Source organism: Ideonella azotifigens (assembly GCF_021043325.1).
GTDB lineage: Bacteria > Pseudomonadota > Gammaproteobacteria > Burkholderiales > Burkholderiaceae_C > Ideonella > Ideonella azotifigens.
Map to the genome: position 1 here is coordinate 352,974 of NZ_JAJNKD010000005.1, position 15,945 is coordinate 368,918.

Consider the following 15,945-nt stretch of genomic DNA (forward strand, 5'->3'; position numbering starts at 1 on the left):
AACAGCGAAAGCAGGCATGGTCATGAAAGGCAGCGAAGTCATCGCGCAGTACTTGGTGCAGCAGAAGGTGCCCTACGTGTTCGGCATCTGCGGCCACGGCAACGTGGGCATGCTCGACGCCCTCTACGACGTGCGCGACAAGGTGAACCTGGTGTCGCCGCGCCACGAGCAGTGCGCGGGCCACATGGCGGACGCCTACTTCCGTGTCAGGCACCAGCCGGTGGCCACGCTGACCTCGACCGGGCCGGGTTCGGCCAACATGGTGATGTCACTGGCGACGGCGCTTTCGGACTCGTCAGCCTTCCTGGCCATCACCTCGAACGTGCCGACATCGCAGATGAACCGGGCGCCGTTCCAGGAGCTCTACAAGCACAACCAGGCCGACTTCCCGTCTGTGCTGCGGCCGGTGGTCAAGCGCAGTTTCCAGCCCTCGCGGGTGGACATGCTGCCGCTGGCCCTGCGGCAGGCCTTCGACACCATGGTGAGCGGCCGACCCGGTCCGGTGAACCTGGACGTGCCCTACAACCTCTACCAGGAAGAGGCTGACGTCGAGGTGCCGCCGCCTTCTCAGGTGATGGGTGCGCAGCGGCCGGCCGCCTCCGCCGAGGACTTGGGGAAGGTGGTCGAACTGCTCAAGGCGGCCCGCCAGCCCGTGTTCTTCATCGGCCATGGGGTCACGCTGTCCGAGGCCGGACCGGCGCTCACAGCGCTGTCCCGTCGGCTCGGCTTGCCGGTGATCACCTCGCCGAACGGCATGGGCTGCGTGCCGGCCGACGATGTGCAGACCCTGGGCTTCATCGGCCGCAACGGGGCCTACCCGGCCAACCAGGCGGGCCGGCATGCCGACCTGATCATCACCGTCGGCACCCGCTTCGACGACCGCTCGTCGTCGAGCTGGCAGCCGGGCTATTCGTGGAACTTCCCGAAGACCCGGCTGGTGCATGTCGACATCGATCCGCAGGAGCTCGGCCGTAACTACCCGCCCACCGTGGGCATCGTGGCCGACTGCAAGGTGTTCTGCGAGCAGCTGCTGGCGGCCATCGACGAAGCCTCGCTGTTCGACGCCGGCACCTATGCCGGCTGGCGTGAGCAGGTCGCCGGCTGGCATGCGGAATGGGAGCGCTTCGTTCGGCCCAACTTCTCGGCCATCACCACGCCGATCCGGCCGGAGTACGTCGTCGACACCTTGCAGAAGGTGCTGCCTGACGACGTGATCCTTTCGCTCGACTCGGGCGTGCATCACAACTGGTTCATGCAGTTCTGGAAGCCGCGCCGGCCGCAGAGCATGCTCAACAGCTGGGGCTACTCCTCAATGGGCTTCGGCGTCTGCGGTGTGCTGGGTGCCCAGCTCGCGGCCCCCGACCGGCCCTGCGTGGCCGTGGTCGGCGATGGCGGCTTCACCATGACGCCTTACGTCGTTTGCACCGCGGTGGAATACGAACTGCCCTGCGTCTGGATCGTTTGGAACAACTTCGCCTGGGGCGCCATCCGCGACATCCAGCACGGCATGTTCGGCGGCCGCGAACACGGCACCGCCTTCTACAAGGGCAAGCAGGGCCCGGGCGGCGAACGCTACAACCCCGACTTCGCCGCCTGGGCGCGTGCCTGCGGTGCCGACGGCATGACGGTTACCCGCAGCGAGGACCTGGGCGACGCGGTTGCCGCGGCGCTGCGGAACCGCCGCCCTTGCGTCATCGACGTGCACATCGACGGTGACGTCCGTCCGCCTTCGACCGGCACCTGGCAACTGCCGCCGACGCCGTTCAAGGAACCGGCCTTCGGCAAGCCGTGGGTGGCATGAGCGCAGACGAGCATTCCAAGGTCGGATCCCTGAGTGCGCCGCAGGCCCTGACGCCGTCGAACACCATGTCCACGTCCATCCCCTTGCCCGTTCCCGAGCCTAACGCCGACTCGCGCGCCTACTGGGCCGCAGCCCGCGAAGGCCGGTTGACGGTGCGGCAATGCCTCGCCTGCGGCGAGCGCCATTTCATGCCCCGCGGCCAGTGCCCGGTATGCTGGTCGGACGCGCTTGAGTGGATCGATTGCAGCGGCTTCGGCACGGTCTACAGCCTGAGCATCGTGCACCGCGCGCCGACCCCGGATTTCGCGGCCATCACGCCCTACGTGACAGCGCTCGTCGCTCTGGAAGAGGGGCCGCGCATGTACGCCAACATCGTCGGCCCCGGAGCGCTGGAGAGCGTGATCGGCGACCGGGTGCGGGTGGTGTTCGAACGCCGGGGCGAAGCCGGGATGCAGATCCCGCAGTTCACCCGGGTGGCCGGCCAGTCCGGCGGGAGCGCGGCATGAGCTTGCGCAACAAGGTCGCCATCGTCGGCGTCGGCGAGTCCGACATCGGCAAGGTGCCGCACCTGTCGGGCCTGGGCCTGAATGCGCAGGCCTGCAAACGCGCACTGAACGACGCCGGTCTTCGTCCGTCCGACATCGACGGCCTGCTGACCGCCTACTCGTTCACCGAGCACTACACCATGCTCGGCGCCTCGTTGTGCGAATACATGGGCCTGCGCCCGCGCATGTGCGCCTCCATGGTGGCTGGTGGGGCGAGCCCCGGCATCATGCTGCGCCACGCTGCGCAGGCCATTGCCGCCGGCACCGCAGAGACGGTGCTGGTGTGCGCCGGCGAGAACCGGGCTACCGGCCTCGGGCGCGAGGCGGCGATCGCCGTGCTCGCCAACGTGGGCCATCCGCAGTTCGAGAAGCCCTATGGCGCGTCCATCCCGAGCTTCTACGGCATGGTCGCCCAGCGCCACATGCACGCGCACGGCACCACGCGCGAGCAACTCGCCAGCGTCGCGGTCAACACCCGCGCGCATGCGCTGCTGCATCCGCATGCGCAGATGAAGACGGCGCTCACGATCGACGAAGTGCTGGCCTCCAAGCCGATCGCCGACCCGCTGCGCATGCTCGACTGCTGCATCATCTCCGACGCCGCCGGCGCCTTCGTGGTGACCTCGGCCGAACGGGCGCGAGACCTGCCGCACAAGCCGGCCTACCTGCTCGGCATCGGCGAGATGCACACCCATGAGCACGTGATGTGCGCGCCCGATCTCAACCACTTCGGCGCACAGGAGTCGGGCCGCAGCGCCTACCGCATGGCCGGTCTCGGCCCCGGCGACATGGACCTGGCGCAGCTTTACGACTGCTTCACCATCGTGCCGATCATCGAGCTGGAGGAGCTCGGATTCTGCGGGCCTGGCGAGGGCGGTGCGTTCTTTGCAGAGGGCCATGCCCGCGTCGGCGGCAAGCTGCCCGTCAACACCAACGGCGGCATGCTTTCGCATGCCCATGCCGGTGCCGCAGGCGCGATCCTCGGCATCGTGGAGGTGGTCCGGCAACTGCGCGGCGGCCTCGGCGCGCGCCAGGTCGATGGCGCCACTGCGGCGCTGGTGCACAACGAGGGCGGGATCCTGTCGTCGCATTGCACGATGGTCCTCGCCAATGACAGATCTTGAGAGAACGACCATGAGCACACCCGAGCATCCCCGCGGCCGCTACTTCGAGGACTTCGCCGTGGGCGAGGAGATCGTGACACCGGCCCGCACCATCACCAGCACAGACATCGTCAACTTCGCCTGCATCTCGGGCGACTTCAACGAGATCCACACCAACTTCGAGTACTGCAAGCGCACGCCCTTCGGCGAGCCCATCGCCCATGGCCCGCTGGTCTATGCGGTGGCCGGCGGCCTGTGGCATGCCGCCGGCGTCAACGACGGAACCATCCTGGCCTTGCTCGGCGTCGACGAGTGGCGCCTGGTGAGCCCCGTCAAGCACGGCGACACCGTCCACTTGGTGGCGCGGGTCGCCGAGAAGAAGGAGACCAGCAAGCCCGACCGCGGCGTGGTGGCCTTCGACCGCCGCATCGTCAAGCAGGACGGCACGGTGGTGCAGACGATGAAGACGACGTTGATGTACCGACGCCGCCCACGGGACTGAGTTCCCGACGAACCCAAGGACAAACAATGAATTTCACGATGCCTCCCGAAATCGAAGCCGTGCGCGACATGGTCGCCCGCTTCATGGCCAACGAAGTCGTCCCGGTGATGGAGGATTTCGAGAAGCGCGGCGAGTTTCCGCGTGAGCTGGTTGCGCGGGCCGGCGCGGCCGGCCTGTACGGCGCCGTCTTCCCCGAATCGGTCGGCGGCAGCGACATGGGCTACATGGCCGCCGCGGTGATCATCGAGGAAATGTCGCGCCAGGAAGTGCGGTTCACCTCGTGCAACAACCAGCAGGGCGGTACCTGCCCGACCTGCATCTACATGGCGGGCACGCCGGAACAGGTCGAGAAGTACGTGCCCAACCTGCTGGCCGGCAAGACCATCGGCATGATGTCGCTGTCCGAGTCGGGCAGCGGCTCGGACGCCGCCGGCGCGATGAAAACCTTCGCCCGGCGCGACGGCGACGTCTACCGCATCAAGGGCGAGAAGATGTGGGCCTCGATCGCCAACGAGACCGACGTCGGCATCCTGATCGCGAAGACCGACCGCGATGCGGGTGCCAAGGGTGCCACCGCATTCATCGTCGAGCCGAAGAAGTACCCCGGCTTCACCGCCAAGCCGGTCGACCTGCTGGGCATGTCCAAGGCCTTCCGCACCAACATCGTCTTTCTCGACGACTTCGTGGTGCCTGTGGAGAACCGGCTGGGTGCCGAGGGCGACGGCTTCAAGATCGTCATGCGGGCCTTGCAGCCCGGGCGGCTCAACGTGGCGGCCAAGTGCCTCGGCCTGGCCCAGGCATGCTTCGAGGAGGCGGTGCGATACGCCAACGAGCGCACGGTGCGCCAGCAGCCCATCGGCCGCTTCCAGATGATCCAGGATTCAATCGCCGAGATGGCGACGGCGATCGAGGCCAGCCGCGGCTTGGTCTATCGCGCCGCCTTCAGCATGGACAACGACATGCCGTCCAACCGTATCGCGTCGATTGCCAAGTACCACGCCTCGCAGACCGCCAAGATGTGCGCCGACAAGGCCCAGCAGATCTTCGGCGGCTACGGCCTGGCGCGCGAGTACCGTGTGTCCTGGATGCGGGTCTACGCCGACATGCTCTACAACGGCGAAGGCTCGGCCAACATCCAGAAAATCATCATTGCCGAGGACGCGCTGGGCTACAAGCCGGCCGACCGGCACCACGGCAAGACCAACCTGCGCGATGTCCGCCAGACGGACATCGCCAAGCAGTGAGGCTCGAATCATGAGCCACACGCTGGAATCGGGCCTGGTTCTCGACGACATCGGCGTCTCGATGGACGGCCATGTCGCGATCGTCGAGCTGCAACGCCCGCCGAACAATTTCGTCGATGTCGACCTGCTTGGCAATCTGGCCACCGCGCTGGAGGCCCTGGACCGCGATCCACAGTGCCGCAGCGTGGTGCTGGCGGCGGCGGGCAAGCACTTCTGCGCCGGCGGCAACTTGAAGCAGCGGCTGGAGACCGAGGCCCGCGGCGAGAAGTTCGTGCCCGCCAAGCGCCATCCGTACAAGGAGGCGCGTCGCCTGATGGCGACGCGCAAGCCCATCGTCGCCGCGGTGCACGGTGCCGCGATTGGCGCCGGGCTCGGCCTTGCGGTCTTCCCGGACTTCCGCGTCACCTGCAAGGAAGCCCGCTTCTCCGCCAACTTCACCGCCATCGGGTTCTTTCCGGGGTTCGGGCTGACGGTCACGCTGCCCCGGCTCGTCGGTCACCAGCAGGCGCGCTGGCTGATGCTGACCGGCAAGCGCATCACCGGCGAGGAGGCACATGCCATCGGCCTGGCCGACCGCCTGGTGCCGCAGGACGAGGTCCGGCCGGTCGCCATCGAGATGGCCCGGGAACTGGCCAAGGCGGCGCCGCTCTCGGTCCAGGCGACCCGCGAGGCGCTGAACGCCGAGCTGCTCCTGGCTTTCCGCGCCGCCACCGAGCGGGAGTCATTCGAACAGAACTGGCTGCGTGAGACCCAGGACTACAAGGAAGGCGTGGAGGCTTCGGCCGCCCGCCGGGATGCGAATTTTACCGGCACCTGAGCCGTCTTTGGCTTATGAACTGCCACAGGCGTCCCGCACGCCGGGCGCACATTTACCCAGGATGATGACCATGCATGACCGATCGTCGAAGCTCTCCGACGTCCGCCTGTTGATCGACGGCCAGTGGCAGGACGGCACCGAGTTCGTCGAGGTGCTGGACAAGTACTCGCTGGCACCTTGTGCCCGCATGCACGTTGCCTCGCAGCAGCAGGTGCAGCAGGCCGCGGCCGCCGCGCAGGCCGCATTCGAGCGGTCCGAGCTCAATGCCCATGACCGCGGCGCCATTCTCGACCGCGCGGCCGACCTGATCGAGCGCGACAGCGCACGTTTCGTCGATGTCATCCAGACCGAGGCGGGATTTCCGCTGGCCGATGCGCAGGGCGAGTTGCGGCGCTGCGTCCAAACCTTCCGGCTCTCGGCCGAGGAAGCCCGACGCCTGACCGGCGAGATGGTTCCGCTCGAGGGCGCGCCACAGGCGGCCGGCCGCTTCGGCTTCACCATCCCGGTGCCGCTCGGCGTGGTCTGCGCCATCACGCCCTTCAATGCGCCGGTCAACACGGTGGCCCACAAGGTTGCCCCGGCGCTGGCGGCCGGCAATGCCGTGATCGTCAAGCCTTCGAGCAGCACGCCTCGCAGCGCCGTCATGATCGCCGCCGCCTTGATCGAAGCGGGCCTGCCCAAGGGCATGGTGTCGGTGTTGCACGGCGGCGCGCAAGTGGCGCACTGGCTGATCGACGAGCCCGTCATCCGCTTCTTCGCCTTCACCGGCAGCACCGAGGTGGGGCGCGACATCCAGCGCCGTGCAGGGCTGCGTCGCACCCAGATGGAACTCGGCAGCATCGCGTTCACCGTGCTGTGCGCGGATGCCAACCTCGATGCGGCGATCCCGAAGATCGTCGGCGCTGCCTACCGCAAGGCAGGCCAGGTTTGCACGTCGATCCAGACCTTGCTGGTCGCTCGCAGCCGCATGGCGGAGGTGGAGGAGAGACTGAAGACGGCGGTCCAGGCGCTCGCCAGCGGCGATCCGCGCGATCCTGCCACTCAGGTGGGACCGGTCATCAGCCTGGCCGCTGCCGAGCGGATAGACCGATGGATCCAGCATGCCGTGGGCCAGGGAGCGCGATTGATCGCCGGCGGCCCGCGCCAGGGCGCGGTGGTGCCGCCGACGCTGCTGGCGGATGTTGCGCGGGACTGTGAAGTCAGCTGCCAGGAGGTCTTCGGTCCGGTCATGAGCCTGGAGTCCTTCGACCACATCGACGAGGCCATCGTGCGGGTCAACTCGACGCCGTTCGGCCTGGCCACCGGCGTGTTCACCAACCGGCTGGACGACGCGATGAAGGCGGTGCGCCGGCTCCAGGTGGGCGGCGTGCACATCAACGAAACCTCGAGCTCGCGGGTCGACCTGATGCCTTATGGCGGCAGCAAGGACTCGGGCTTCGGTCGTGAGGGCCCGAAGTATGCGGTCCACGAAATGTGCGAGATGCGCATGGTGAGCTGGACGGTTTGAAGCTGCTGGTAACAGCGAACATGGCGAAACGGAGAGGCAGTCGATGAAGGTGTTGGTGGCTATCAAGCGGGTGGTGGACTACAACGTGAAGGTCCGGGTGAAGTCCGACGGCAGCGGCATGGATGTCGCGAACGTGAAGATGTCGATGAACCCCTTCGACGAGATCGCCGTCGAGGCCGCGGTACGCCTCAAGGAGGCGGGCTCGGCCAGCGAGGTGGTCGTGGTGTCGTGCGGCACGGCAGCCAGCCAGGATGTGCTGCGCACGGCCATGGCCATCGGCGCAGACCGTGGCCTGCTGGTCGAGACGGCAGAAGAACTGCAGCCACTGGCCGTGGCCAAGCTGCTCAAGGCGATCGTCGACCGCGAGCAGCCCGGCCTGGTGATCCTCGGCAAGCAGGCCATCGACGACGACTGCAACCAGACCGGCCAGATGCTCGCCGCGCTGGCCGGCATGCCGCAGGGAACCTTTGCCTCCAAGGTCGAAGTGAGCGACAACGCGCTGCTGGTCACCCGCGAGGTCGACGGCGGCTTTGAGACCTTGCGGCTGCGACTGCCCGCGGTGGTCACCACCGACCTGCGCCTGAACGAGCCGCGCTACGTCACCCTGCCCAACATCATGAAGGCCAAGAAAAAGCCGCTGCAGGTGCTCACGGCGGCCGAACTCGGCGTCGACGTGGCGCCGCGCATCCGAACGCTGAACGTGTCCGAGCCGCCGCGGCGCGGCGCGGGCGTCAAGGTGCCCGACGTGGCTGCGCTGGTGGCCAAGCTCAAGAACGAAGCGAAGGTGGTCTGAGATGAAGGTGCTGGTGATCGCCGAACACGAGCGGGGCAGCCTCAAGGGCGCCACCCTCAACACCGTCACCGCGGCCGGCCGCATCGGTGCCGAGGTCCATGTGCTCGTCGCCGGCAGCGATGTCGATGGTGTCGCGCAGGCCGCGGCGCGGCTGCAGGGCGTGAGCCGGGTGCTGCAGGCCGACGGTCCCAGCCTGGCCGCGCAACTGGCAGAGAACATCGCCGCGCAGGTGCTGCAGTTGGCGGGTGGCTACAGCCACCTGCTGTTCTCGGCGACGGCTTGCGGCAAGAACATCGCGCCGCGGGTGGCGGCGTTGCTCGATGTGGCGCAGATCAGCGACGCCATCGGCATCGTTGCGCCGGACACGTTCGAGCGGCCCATCTATGCGGGCAATGCGGTCGCCACCGTGCAGAGCCGCGACGCGGTGAAGGTGGTCACCGTGCGCGGCACCGCCTTCGACCCGGCGCCCGAGGGCGGCAGCGCGGCGATCGAGCGGATCGATGCCGTGGCCGACAGCGGCCTCAGCGCCTTCGTCGAGGCGCAGCTCGTCAAGCTGGACCGGCCCGAGCTGACGGCGGCCCGCATCATCGTCTCCGGCGGCCGTGCGCTCGGCAGCAGCGAGCAGTTCGCCGAGGTGCTGACGCCACTCGCCGACAAGCTGGGCGCCGCCCTGGGTGCGAGCCGCGCGGCGGTCGACGCGGGCTATGCGCCGAACGACTGGCAGGTAGGCCAAACCGGCAAGATCGTGGCCCCCCAGCTGTATGTCGCCTGCGGCATCAGCGGCGCGATCCAGCACTTGGCTGGCATGAAGGATGCCAAAGTCATCGTGGCGATCAACAAGGATGCGGAGGCGCCGATCTTCGGCGTCGCGGACTACGGCCTGGTCGCCGACCTGTTCGTCGCCGTTCCCGAGCTGACCGATGCGCTGTGACACGGCGGGCGCCGCGAGCGCCAGCCGTGAGCGAACGGCCTGAACCGAGGCGCATGCCATGACCCTTTCGTACCAGCACGTCTCCGCCGAACTGCGGCTGTTCCACGGCAGCGAGAGCCTGCTGGCGCTGCGGCGGGAACTCGAACGCGCCGGCTCCCGTCGTGCGGTGATCATCTGCGGCCGGACCATTGCGCGCAGCACCGAGCTGCAGATGCTTCGCGAGACACTGGGGCCGCTCGTGGCCGGCGTCTGCCCATCGGCCAGGGAGCACAGCCCCGTGGCAGGTATCGAGGAAGCGGCAAGCCTCTTCGAGCAACTCGGCGCCGATGCCATCGTCGCGGTCGGCGGTGGCTCCGCGGCGGTGACCGCGCGCGCCGCGGCCATCCTGAACGGCGAGCGGCGGCCACTGGCGGAACTCTGCACCCGCCGCATGGCCGATGGCAGGTTCGAGAGCCCGCGCCTGAATGCGCAGAAGCTGCCGCTGTTCGTGGTGCCCACCACGCCCAGCACCGCCTTCGTCAAGGCCGGCACCGCGGTGCACGATGCCCAGGGCAAGCGGCTCGCGCTGTTCGACCCCAAGACGCGAGCACGGGCGGTCTTCGTCCATCCCGGCTTCCTGCAGACGGCGCCAGACGCACTCGTGCAGAGTGCGGCGCTGAACGCCCTGGCAAATGCCGTGGAAGCGCTTGAATCGCCGCAGTGCGATCCGGTCTCCGAGGCCCTGTTGATGCAGGCGCTGCGGCTGGTGCAGCGGGGCCTGACGGCCTTCGATGGCCCGCACGCCAGCGAAGCACGGGAAACGCTGGTGGTGGCCGCGCTGCTCTGCGGCCGCGGCACCGAGCAGGGTGGCACTGGCCTGGCCTCGGTGCTTGCGCATGCCATCGGCCAGCGCTCGCATGTGGCGAACGGCGTCGTCAATGCGATCGTGCTGCCGCACACCATGCGCTTCAACGCACCGGTCACCGCGCAGCGCTCGCCGTCCATCCGGCAGGCGCTGGCCGAGCTTGATGCCGAGCCGTCGGCCGACACCTCGGCGATCGGCCGCGTCCAGGTGCTGCTCGCGCGTGTCGACCTGCCGCGTCGTCTGCGGGACATCGGCGTGCTGCACGACGACCTGGCGCCGCTTGCCGATGCCGCCATGGCCGACTGGTTCGTGAGCCGCAATGCACGGCCGGTGAAGGACGTGCAGACGCTGCTGGAAGTGCTCGAAGCGGCTTGGTGACTGGGTTTGCTGCAGCGTGCCGCGGTGAGTTAGCCGAACTTACCTCGGCTGCCATAAAAGGCGACTCGACATCGGCTGGCGACACGCGGAACATGCCGTGTCGATCCCCATCGCGGCACGCTTCGTTGTCGTGATCGACAGCAGCCTCGGCATCTGCCGTCCTGACACGGGAGTCCGGCGTGCTCAAGGTGCTCACTGGCCTGGGGCCAAAGTGAGGCCGGTGCTGGTGGCGCCTGTGCAGGTTGGCGACGGCGGGCACTGCTTCCATTGACCTTTTTGTCGACCGGCCGAGACAACCCGGATCGGCCTTTCCGCTGAACCGAAAGACCATGCAAACTTCTGCAGCCACAGTCCACGAGCGCCCAGCCTTCCTGGGCTCCACCAAGCAGCTGCTCATCGGCGGCCAATGGGTGCCCGCCGCTTCCGGTGAGGCCTTCGATACCTTCAACCCGGCCGATGGCACCGTCATCGGTCGGTTGGCGCGCGGTGGCCCGGTGGACATTGACCGCGCAGTCGCAGCAGCCCGTGCCGCTTTCGAGGGCCCCTGGAGCCGCTGGAAGCCGATCGAGCGGCAGCGCCTGCTGCTGCGCATCAACGATCTGCTGCTGGCGCACGCCGAAGAGCTTGCGGTGCTCGAGACCATGGACATGGGCGCGCCGCTCTCGCGCACTCGTTCGACTGTGCAGTGGATCTCTCAGACCATCCTGCACTTCGCTTCGTGCACCGGCGCGGCGACGACGACCACGTCCAGCCATTCGCTGCCCGGAGAGGTGATGGCTCTGACCCACAAGACCCCGCTGGGTGTCGTGGGCGGCATCATTCCGTGGAACGGGCCGCTCGGTGGCCAGTGGTGGATCCTCGGGCCGACGCTGGCCACGGGCTGCACCTGCGTACTGAAGCCGGCCGAGGACGCCTCGCTGTCGGTGCTGCGCTTCGCCGAGATCATGGCCCAGGCGGGTGTGCCAGACGGCGTCATGAACATCGTCACCGGCTACGGCAGCGAGGCGGGTTCCGCGCTGGCGGCGCATCCTGGCGTGGACAAGATCTCGTTCACCGGCTCGACGGAGACCGGGAGGAAGATTGTCGCGGCCTCGGCCGGCAACCTGAAGCGTCTTCAGCTCGAACTCGGCGGCAAGTCCCCGGACATTGTCTTCGCCGATGCAGACCTCGACATCGCGGTGCCCGGTGCCGCCATGGGCGTGTTCTCCAACAGCGGCCAGATCTGCTATTCCGGTACCCGGCTGTTCGTGCAGCGCCGGGTGCAGGAAGAGTTCGTCGAGCGGCTGCGGCATTTCAGCGCCGGACTCAAGGTGGGGAACGGGCTGCAGCCGGACGTCGACCTCGGCCCGCTCATCTCGGCGCGCCAGCTCGACCGGGTGATGGGCTACGTGAAGATCGGCAGCGAAGAGGGCGCGGTGCTTGCCGCCGGGGGCGCGCGCCTGGGTAACGAGCTGGCCAATGGGTACTTCGTCGAGCCCACGGTTTTCTCGGACGTGGCCAACACCATGGCAATCGCACGGGAAGAGATCTTCGGCCCTGTGATCTCGGTGATCCCCTTCGACACGGTGGACGAGGTGCTGAAGATGGCCAATGACTCGGAGTTTGGTCTGGCCGGCGGCGTCTGGACCCGCGATCTGAGCACTGCACATCGAGTCTCGCAAGGCATCCGCTCAGGCACGGTCTGGGTGAACTGCTACGGCATGGTCGATCCGACTGTGGGCTTCGGTGGCTGCAAGGCCAGTGGCTACGGCTGGAAGGGGAGTACCGAGCATGTCGAAAGCTTCCTGCAGCGCAAGGCCGTCTACATCAACCTGAACTGAACCACTGAGTTGCAGACAGTGCAGCGGGGGACGAGCAGTGAAATATCTCAGGCAAACGGTCGTGGCCATGGGCTTGCTGGCCACGAGTTCGGCCGCCCTGGCCCAGGCCTATCCGAACAAGCCGATCCGTCTGGTCGTTCCCTTCGCACCAGGCGGTTCAACCGATGTGGTGGCGCGGGTGATCGCCCCCTCGATGGGCCGCAAGCTCGGGCAGACCGTGATCATCGAGAACCGCCCTGGCGGCGGCGGCGTGACTGCCACCAACGAGGTTCTCCGGTCGCCACCCGATGGCTACTCTTTGGCCATGGCCACGCCATCTACGACGGCTGCCAATCCGGCCATCAGCACCAAGGCGCCCTACGGTCCTGCCGACCTCACCGCCATCATCGACGTTGCTGCGACGCCCACAGTCATTGCCGTCAATCCCAGCTTCCCGGCCAAAGACTATGCCGGCTTCTTGGCGGAGTTGAAGCGCAAGCCCGCCAGCTACGCCTATGCCTCATCGGGCATGGGCGGAATCAGCCACCTGCAGATGGAAACCTTCAAGAGCCTGACCGGCGTGTTCATCACCCACATTCCCTACCGTGGTGCGGCACCGGCCCTGAACGATGCGGTAGCGGGCCAGGTCCAGGTTGTGATGGATGCGCTGCCTTCGGCGCTGCCATTCATCAAGGCTGGCAAGTTGGTGCCGCTGGTGGTCGCATCGCCCGAGCGTTTGAGCGACTTCCCGGACGTGCCGACCTTTGCCGAGGTCGGGCTGGCCCCAATGAACCGCATGTCCGCCTTCGGCATCGTCGGTCCCAAGGGCATGCCTCCGGAACTGGTACGCAAGATCAATGAAGCGGTGCGCGCCGCGCTGGAGGAGCCGGCGGTCCGGCAGCAGATCGAGAGGAGCGGCGCGATGGTGATCACCGGCTCGCACGAGCAATACACGGCGGAGATCAACAGCGAGTTTGCGCTGCTCAAGCGGGTGGTGGCCGAGCGCAAACTCACCATGGACGGCTCAAACTGAGGCCCCGATGAGCGACATCTACTCTCTCGAACGTTTCTTCCGCCCGCGCAGCGTGGCCATCGTGGGCGCCTCGCCGCAGGCTGGCTCCCCCCGCAACGCGATTGTCAAAGTACTGCTCAAGCATGGCTTCGAAGGCCGCGTCTACCCGGTCAGCCCGACCCATGCCGAGGTTGAAGGGCTGGCAACCTTCAAGTCGGTGGCCGAATTGCCCGAGACGCCCGACGTGGCACTCCTCATCACCCCCGCCCACACGGTGCCGGACATCGTCGCGCAGTGTGGCGTGAAGGGCATTCGCCATGCGATCGTCTTCAGTGCCGGCTTCGAGGAGACTGAGGCTGGCAAGGTCCACGCCGCCCGATTGGTGGAGGCAGCCGCCCGCTGCCACGTGACCGTGATGGGGCCGAACTGCCAGGGCGTCTGGTCGGTTCGCAACAAGAGCATGCTGACCTACAGCCCGGCTCTGCAGAACCTGGATGCGGTCCAGCATGCGCCGATCGCCGTGGTCAGCCAGAGCGGCGCCCTGGCCGGTGCCATCGGCAATGCGATGCAGCGCAATGGCATCGGCTGCTCGTACATGGTCAGCGTTGGCAACGAGACCTGCCTGGACGCGCTGGAAGTGCTCGACTGGGTGGTGGACCAGGACGACGTGCGGGTCGTGGCGCTCTACATCGAGGGCTTGAACGACGCCCACCGCATGCTCGGCATCGCGCAGAAGGCGCGCCGGCGCGACGTGCAGATCGTCGTGCTGAAGGCCGGCCGATCGGCGATGGGCCAGCAGGCCACGGCCTCCCACACCGGCAAGATTGCGTCCTCTCATTCGGTCTATGCGGACGTACTGGAGCAGGCGGGGGTCATGTCGGTGGACAGCCTGGTTGACCTGTTGCTGGCGGTCGAGGTGCTGTCGTTCATGCGCGCTCCGCGGGCGAGCGGCGATCCGAAGGGCGGCATTTCGGTGCTGAGCTCGTCAGGCGGCGCTGGCGCGCTGCTGGCCGACCACAGCAGCCATTGCGGTGTCCCATTGACCGAGTTTGGCGACGCCACCACGGTGCGACTTGAAGCCCTGCTGCCCGACTTCGCGCGCAAGGCCAACCCGATTGACCTGACCGGGCAGATCAATACCGTGGCGAACCTGTTCCGCGACACCTGCCATGCGATCGCGGACGATCCCCGTACCGAAGCCATCGTCGTGCAGTACGCCAGCAGCGGCAGGAGGTATCTGCAAGAAGATGCAGCGGTGTTCAAGGCCCTGGGCAGCCAGCTTCCGGTGATCGTCAGCTTCGTCGGCGAGACCATGGCGCCGGAGACCCGGCGGGCGTTCCGCGAAGCCGGTGTGCTGCTGGCTGCCGATCCGTCGACCACCATGCAGGCGCTGTCGTGGCTCTACCGGCGCATGCGGTACCGGGCGCTGCCCGAGGTACGCGAGCGGGTGGCGCTGCTGCCGCGTGCAGCCCCTTCAGACTGGAACCGCACGATGCGGTTCTGCGAGGACGGCGGCATCACCCCGGCCCGCTGGACGGTGTTGCGCGCTGGCGACCGAGCGGCGCAGGCCTGTGCCGACATGGCCCTTCCGCTGGTGGTCAAGGTCCTGCCTTCCGAGGCCGAGCACAAGACCGAACTCGGCCTGGTGCGTTTGCGGGTGGGATCGTTCGACGAGGTGGACCTGCTGGCGGCGGAGTTCCGAGCCAGGCTGGGCAGGCCTGGCGCCCGCATTCTGGTGCAGGAGATGGTCGGCGAGGGCGTCGAGGTGGTGCTGTCCTGCCTGAGGGAAACCGACTTCGGCCCCATCATCTCCCTGGGGACCGGCGGCGTCGCGATCGAGCTCTACCGCGACGTTGCCCACCTCGCGCTGCCCGTGACTTCCGCGCAGGTGCGCGCGGCACTGCACAAGCTCAAGCTGTGGACCCTGCTGCAGGGCTTCCGGGGCAAGCCGGCGGCCGATGTGGATGCGCTGGTGAATGCCGCGGTCGCATTCGGCGACCAATTCATGGCGGCGTCGGATATCCGCGAGTTCGAGATCAATCCGCTGATCGTCGGTGCACAGGGCCAGGGACTGCGGGCCGTGGATGCGTTGGTGGTAGCCCGCTAGGAACCTATCCGTCAACGATGTTGACACCCAACGGCAACTTGCGGAATGCGAGGATGGCCGCGGTCAGGTGATTGAGGGCGACGAAGCTGCGCGTTCCAAGCTCACCAGCGTCAGGCTGGCGCAGCGCGCGCGCATCGTGCTGCTGGCGGCGCAAGGCCTGCGGAACAAGGACATTGCCGAGCAATTGGGGATCGGTCGCGTGCAGGTGGCGCGCTGGCGCGAGCGCTATCTGGAGTTGGGGCTCGAAGGCATCAAACGCGACCTGCCGCGCGGTGCTCCGCCGGTGAAGGTGGATTCCGCCAAGCTGGTGGAGCTGACCACCCAAACCACACCGCCTGCGGCCACTCACTGGAGCACCCGCAAGATGGGCGAAGTGCTGGGGGTCAGCGCCAGCACCGTCATGCGACATTGGCAAGCGCATGGCTTGAAGCCGCACGTCGTTCACGGCTTCAAGATCTCGCGCGATCCGAAGTTCGTCGAGAAGCGGGTCTGTCCTAATTTCTGTGTGTGAGGCTCGTTGAGCCTTCACTGATGTCGTGATGGCGGTTGGGGATCCTACGTT

14 protein-coding genes are annotated in these 15,945 nt (G+C 67.4%); all 14 read left to right on the forward strand.

The genetic code is table 11. From position 1 onward, the window contains the following. The first annotated feature begins 22 nt into the window (after positions 1-22). The 14 genes from LRH25_RS14290 (at position 23) to LRH25_RS14355 (ending at position 15,894) form a co-directional block, all read left to right on the forward strand. Positions 23-1,801, forward strand: coding sequence for a thiamine pyrophosphate-binding protein (locus LRH25_RS14290; protein ID WP_231011411.1), 1,779 nt, complete (start codon positions 23-25; stop codon positions 1,799-1,801). Further along, a complete protein-coding gene (locus tag LRH25_RS14295; protein WP_231011412.1) occupies positions 1,798-2,307 on the forward strand; it encodes a Zn-ribbon domain-containing OB-fold protein in 510 nt (169 codons plus the stop codon). The genes LRH25_RS14290 and LRH25_RS14295 overlap by 4 nt, the downstream gene beginning before the upstream one ends. Further along, the gene (locus LRH25_RS14300; protein WP_141286496.1) at positions 2,304-3,470 is read left to right on the forward strand and encodes a thiolase C-terminal domain-containing protein; all 1,167 of its coding nucleotides are present in this window, start codon (positions 2,304-2,306) and stop codon (positions 3,468-3,470) included. The genes LRH25_RS14295 and LRH25_RS14300 overlap by 4 nt, the downstream gene beginning before the upstream one ends. Before the next feature lie 10 nt (positions 3,471-3,480). Next, positions 3,481-3,951: a MaoC/PaaZ C-terminal domain-containing protein gene (locus LRH25_RS14305; protein ID WP_141286498.1), complete on the forward strand. Its 471-nt coding sequence runs from the start codon at positions 3,481-3,483 to the stop codon at positions 3,949-3,951. Between the two features lie 38 nt (positions 3,952-3,989). Continuing rightward, on the forward strand, positions 3,990-5,195 hold the full coding sequence (locus LRH25_RS14310) for an acyl-CoA dehydrogenase family protein (RefSeq protein WP_231011414.1): 1,206 nt from the start codon (positions 3,990-3,992) through the stop codon (positions 5,193-5,195). Between the two features lie 10 nt (positions 5,196-5,205). Beyond that, positions 5,206-6,012 carry an enoyl-CoA hydratase/isomerase family protein gene (locus LRH25_RS14315; RefSeq protein ID WP_141286502.1) on the forward strand — a complete coding sequence of 269 codons (807 nt, stop codon included), beginning with the start codon at positions 5,206-5,208 and terminating at the stop codon, positions 6,010-6,012. Between the two features lie 61 nt (positions 6,013-6,073). Next, on the forward strand, positions 6,074-7,519 hold the full coding sequence (locus LRH25_RS14320; protein WP_375142171.1) for an aldehyde dehydrogenase family protein: 1,446 nt from the start codon (positions 6,074-6,076) through the stop codon (positions 7,517-7,519). A gap of 43 nt (positions 7,520-7,562) precedes the next feature. Further along, positions 7,563-8,312, forward strand: coding sequence for an electron transfer flavoprotein subunit beta/FixA family protein (locus LRH25_RS14325; protein WP_141286506.1), 750 nt, complete (start codon positions 7,563-7,565; stop codon positions 8,310-8,312). A gap of 1 nt (position 8,313) precedes the next feature. After that, positions 8,314-9,243: an electron transfer flavoprotein subunit alpha/FixB family protein gene (locus LRH25_RS14330; RefSeq protein WP_231011415.1), complete on the forward strand. Its 930-nt coding sequence runs from the start codon at positions 8,314-8,316 to the stop codon at positions 9,241-9,243. Between the two features lie 58 nt (positions 9,244-9,301). After that, entirely contained in the window at positions 9,302-10,465 is a 1,164-nt protein-coding gene (locus tag LRH25_RS14335; protein WP_141288538.1) for an iron-containing alcohol dehydrogenase family protein, read from the forward strand. Between the two features lie 410 nt (positions 10,466-10,875). Beyond that, positions 10,876-12,285 carry an aldehyde dehydrogenase family protein gene (locus tag LRH25_RS14340; protein WP_231011416.1) on the forward strand — a complete coding sequence of 470 codons (1,410 nt, stop codon included), beginning with the start codon at positions 10,876-10,878 and terminating at the stop codon, positions 12,283-12,285. Positions 12,286-12,352: 67 nt separating this feature from the next. Further along, positions 12,353-13,297 (forward strand): Bug family tripartite tricarboxylate transporter substrate binding protein, encoded by a 945-nt coding sequence (locus LRH25_RS14345; protein ID WP_141288536.1) that lies wholly within the window; start codon positions 12,353-12,355, stop codon positions 13,295-13,297. A 7-nt stretch (positions 13,298-13,304) separates the two neighbouring features. Next, positions 13,305-15,383, forward strand: a complete 2,079-nt coding sequence (locus LRH25_RS14350) for an acetate--CoA ligase family protein (protein WP_141288535.1) — start codon at positions 13,305-13,307, stop codon at positions 15,381-15,383. 67 nt (positions 15,384-15,450) lie between these two features. Next, positions 15,451-15,894: a helix-turn-helix domain-containing protein gene (locus tag LRH25_RS14355; RefSeq protein WP_310742426.1), complete on the forward strand. Its 444-nt coding sequence runs from the start codon at positions 15,451-15,453 to the stop codon at positions 15,892-15,894. Positions 15,895-15,945: the final 51 nt, after the last annotated feature.